We start from the raw sequence: 4,474 nt of genomic DNA, 5'->3' as shown, positions 1-4,474 counted from the left end.
CGCCGAGCGGGCCGAGCGGTCCCCCACGCGCTGGCCGACGACGGCGGAGACGCCGTCCTGTCGCATCGAGACCCCGTAGAGAGCGTCCGCGATCTCCATGGTGCGCTTCTGGTGCGTGATGACGATGAGCTGACTGCTCGCGCGCAGCTTCTCGAAGACGCCCAGGAGGCGCCCGAGGTTGGCGTCGTCGAGGGCGGCCTCGACCTCGTCGAGGATGTAGAAGGGGCTGGGTCGGGCGCTGAAGATCGCGGTGAGGAACGCCACCGCGGCCAGAGAGCGCTCGCCGCCCGACAGCAGCGACAGCCGCTCGATCTTCTTGCCGACCGGTCGCACCGCGACCTCGATCCCGGTCGTGAGGGGGTTGTCGGGGTCGGTGAGCGAGATGCTCCCGGTCCCGCCCGGGAAGAGGATCGGGAAGATGTCGGTGAACGCGGCGCGGGTGTCCTCGAACGCGGCGACGAAGATGGTCTGCATCCGCTCGTCCAGCTCGGCGATGATCGTCTGCAGGTCGGCACGGGTCTGCTGCAGGTCGGCGAGCTGCTCGGTGAGGAACGCGTGCCGCTGTTCGAGCGCCGCGAACTCCTCGAGGGCGAGCGGGTTGACGCGGCCCAGCTGCGCGAGCTTGCGCTCGGCGTCCTGCAGCCGACGCTTCTGGGCGGCGCGGTCGTAGCGCACGCCCTCGGCATCGCCGTCCGCGGGGATCAGCTGATCGGGACCGTATTCGGCCACGAGGACGGCCTCGTCGAGCGCGAGTTCGGACTGCACCCGTTCGAGAAGGCTCGTCACGTGCAGCTTCTTCTCGTGCATCTGCAGCTCGAGTCCGTGGACGCTCTCGGTCAGGCGGGCCAGCCGCTCGCGCACCGCCGCCTCGTCGGCGCGGGCACGCGCGAGCTCCTCCGTGACCGCCGCTCGCGCCGACTCGGCCGCCGCCAGCTCCACCCGCGCCTGGCTCACCGAGCGGTCCACCGAGTCCAGCAGCGGCGGCAGGTGTCCCGCCACCTCGGCCGCGACGGTACGCTGCGCGCGACGGATCACGGCCCGGCGCGCGGCCTCGGCGGCGGCGGCGCGCTCGCGCTCCCGCTGCTGCTCGAGCTGGACGATTCGCGCCTCTCCGGCCCGGACGCGTTCCTTGAGCGTCTCGATGTCGAGCCGGGCGCGCAGCTCGCGCTCCCGGGCCGCGTCGACCTCTGCGGCCAGGCCCGCGCGCGCGGACGCGTCGAGCAGGGGCCGGGGTGCCTCCAGCGCACGGCTCAGCTGATCGTCGGCACGTCGCGCCGCCTCCTCGGCATCCGCGACCGCGGCCTGGGCCTGGCCGAGCCCCGCCTCGAGGCGCTCGCACTCCGCCACCGCGGACTCGTGCTGCACGGTGACGCGGTTGGTCCGCTCGGCCTGGGCGGCGAGGGCCGCGTCGTGCGCGCGCAAGGTCGACAGCGCCTCTTTCGTGCGCTGGCGCGCGTCGACCAGGACGCGCTGCTCGTCCGCGAGCGCCTCGCGCAGCGAGTCCGCGACGACGACGATCTCGGCGAGCCGCTCGTCGGCGGCATCCCGTTCGGCGGCGAGCTCCAGGCGCGAGCGCCCCGAACCGGAGCCGGCCCGCACGGTCAGGGCCGTGAGCACTTCACCCGCCCGCGTCACCAGCGTCGCACCGTCTGACAGCTCCGCCTGCAGCGCCGCGCCCGCGGCGAGGTCGTCGACGATGAACGTGCGGGACAGGATGCCGCGCACCCCGGCCGACGCGGAAACGACGTCGACGGCGGCGATCGTTCCCGCCATCTCGAGCGCGGCGGTCGGCTCGTCGGCCCCGGCGATCGCGATGTCGACGACCCCCAGGTCGGTGGTGGAGGCCGTCCGCGCGGCGTCCAACGCCGCCGCGGCGTCGTCGACGAGCAGTCCCTCGGCGAGCGAGCCGAGGGCCGCGGCGATCGCCGCCTCGTAGCCCGCGGTGACCTTGACGTCATCGCCGACCAGACCCCGTACGCCCGGACCGCCCGCGGCCAGCAGGTCCGCGGCTGCGTTGCGCACGTCGAGGGCGCGCCCCAGCGCCGTCGTCTGCGCCGTGAGGGCGTCGCGCTCGCGCTCCGCGGCGTGGAGGCGGTCACGCAGACCCGCGACCGCGCTCTCGCGGTCGTTGGCGTCGCGCTGCGCACGCTCGTAGACCGCGGCGTGCTCGGCGCTCGACGCCCCGGCGACGACCTCGGGCTCCAGCTCGGCGCGGGCGCGCTCGGCCTCGGCGCGGCGCAGCAGAGCGGCGTCGAGTGCGCGCTGCTGCCGCTCGACGCCCGCTCTGACCGCCGCCAGTGCCGAGTTCGCGGCCTCGGCGGATCCCCGCAGCGCCTGGATGCGCATGTCGTGCTCCGACACCAAAGCGCTCTGCGCGGCGATGTCGACATCGAGTGCGTCGAGGTCCGCCCGGGCACGCGTCACAGCCCTCGTCGCCTCGGCCGCGGCATCCTGTGCCTCTCCCAGACCCGCCGCGACCTCGTCGATCTCGGTGCGCAGGTCGTCGATCGCGTGCTGGCCGACCGTGGGTACCTGGGCCGCCGCGTCGTCGCCGTCGTCGCCGAGCAGGGTCAGCCGCTGACCGGCCAGCGAGTACAGGCCGCGCAGCCGCTCCTGCACCTGCTCGAGAGCGAACGCGACGCTGCGCGCACGGTCCACCGCCTCAGAGCGCTGGTCGTTCTCGAGCCGCTCGACACGTCCGCGCAGCCCCTCGGCCTGCTCCTGCAGCCCCAGCCGCTCGGTGTGACGCTCGGTTTCGGCGCGAGCCGCATCGGCGAGCTGCGCGCGCAGACACACCAGCTCGTCCGCGTAGAGCCGCGCCTTCGCGTCGCGGACCACGGCGGCGATGGTCGCGGCCTCGCGCGCGATCTCGGCCTGTTTGCCGAGGGGCTTGAGCTGACGACGCAGCTCCCCCGCCAGGTCGCTCAGGCGCGTGAGGTTGGTCTCCATCGCCTCGAGTTTGCGGGCCGTCTTCTCTTTGCGGCGCCGGTGCTTCAGGATGCCGGCGGCCTCTTCGATGAAGCCGCGCCGGTCCTCCGCGGTGGCCTGCAGCACGGTGTCGAGGCGCCCCTGGCCGACGATCACGTGCATCTCGCGGCCCAGGCCGGAGTCGCTCAAGAGCTCCTGCACGTCGAGCAGGCGGCAGGTCTGCCCGTTGATGGCGTACTCGCTCGCCCCGGTGCGGAACAGCGTGCGGCTGATCGTCACCTCGCTGTAATCGATCGGCAGCGCGCCGTCGCCATTGTCGATGGTCAGCTGCACCTCGGCCCGGCCGAGCGGCCCGCGGGTCGAGGTGCCGGCGAAGATGACGTCCTCCATCTTGCCGCCACGCAGGGTCTTGGCGCCCTGCTCGCCCATCACCCAGGCGAGCGCGTCCACGACGTTCGACTTGCCCGATCCGTTCGGCCCGACGATGCAGGTGACCCCGGGTTCGAGGGCGAAGGTGGTCGATTGCGCGAACGATTTGAAGCCCTTGAGCGTGAGGCTCTTCAGATGCACCCGCCGCTCCTCTCCCGTCGCCCGACCGGCACTGCGCCTCACGCTAGCCGAGGAACCGCGGAATTCCGCGGCGGCGGGCCGCGCAGTCGCCGCCGACGCGCCCGAGAGGTCGTCGATTCTGGGCGAACGCTTGACATTCGCTGAGCGCCTTCGCTAGCGTCGGGGGTCGCAACCGACGTCGAAAGGAGGTCCTCCCATGATTCGCACCATCACCGGCTTCACCGCCACCGGCTTCATCGCCGTGCCCGTGCTCTCCGCACCCGTCACCGGAGTGACCACCGCCGTCGGCATGCCCGCCCGTCAGGGCTGACCGGTCGCGTCGAGACGCCTCGCGTCTCCGCCTCCCATCGAGCGTTCGTTCGCTCGCCCGGACCGTTCCCGGTCCCCCACGCGCTCGTCGCGTCATCCGCTCGTCTTCTCATCCTCACGGAGCCTCCGCATGAACGCCCTGTTCACGCGCGCGCCGCAGCACGCCTCGGCCGCGCCTTCCACCCCTCCCACCCCGTCGACCGTCACGTTCGACACGACCGCCTACCGCCCGCTGGGCCTGCTGGACCGGCTGTCGCTGCGCGTCGGGCTGTGGCTGCTCGCCCGGCACGCCGATCGCGCCCGCGCTCTCGACCATCAGGCCGTCTCGGCCTATCGGGCGCAGAAGGCCCGGGCCGAGCGCGACCGGCGCGAGCGCGCCTGGCAGAGCGCCGCGGCGTTCCACCGCCCGCCGTTCTGATCGGTGGGGCGGACCCCGGCGTCGGCCACACCGGCATCCCCTCTTCTTCGACTCGAAAGCACCGTCATGACGACCCTTCCGGCCGGCCTCGAGCTGCGCCCCCTGCACATCCCCGCCCGCACCGACGACCCGGATGCCGCGGACTTCCGCGAGATGGTCCGCGTACGCAACCTCGTCTACGCCGAGATCTCGGGTCACGAGGACTCCTCGATGCCGGCCGATGAACTGCTCCCGCTGTACCAACCGAAA

2 protein-coding genes and 1 pseudogene are annotated in these 4,474 nt (G+C 73.1%); 2 read left to right on the top strand and 1 reads right to left on the bottom strand.

Annotated features, from left to right (window positions below; all coding sequences use genetic code 11):
• A partial coding sequence (smc, locus tag QZ433_RS05860) for a chromosome segregation protein SMC (RefSeq protein ID WP_295780678.1) occupies positions 1 to 3,498 on the bottom strand: 3,498 nt, incomplete at its 3' end.
• Positions 3,499 to 3,937: 439 nt separating this feature from the next.
• On the opposite strand from smc, the gene QZ433_RS05855 reads away from it, so the two are divergent.
• Positions 3,938 to 4,225, top strand: coding sequence for a hypothetical protein (locus QZ433_RS05855; RefSeq protein ID WP_295780676.1), 288 nt, complete (start codon positions 3,938 to 3,940; stop codon positions 4,223 to 4,225).
• 66 nt (positions 4,226 to 4,291) lie between these two features.
• Positions 4,292 to 4,474 (top strand): annotated as a pseudogene (locus QZ433_RS05850) (GNAT family N-acetyltransferase); the annotation flags it as partial.

It is taken from the genome of uncultured Microbacterium sp., from assembly GCF_913776565.1.
Classification (GTDB): Bacteria; Actinomycetota; Actinomycetes; order Actinomycetales; family Microbacteriaceae; genus Microbacterium.
The sequence above is the reverse complement of the archived record's forward strand: the minus strand, read 5'-3'. Positions and strand labels throughout refer to the sequence as shown.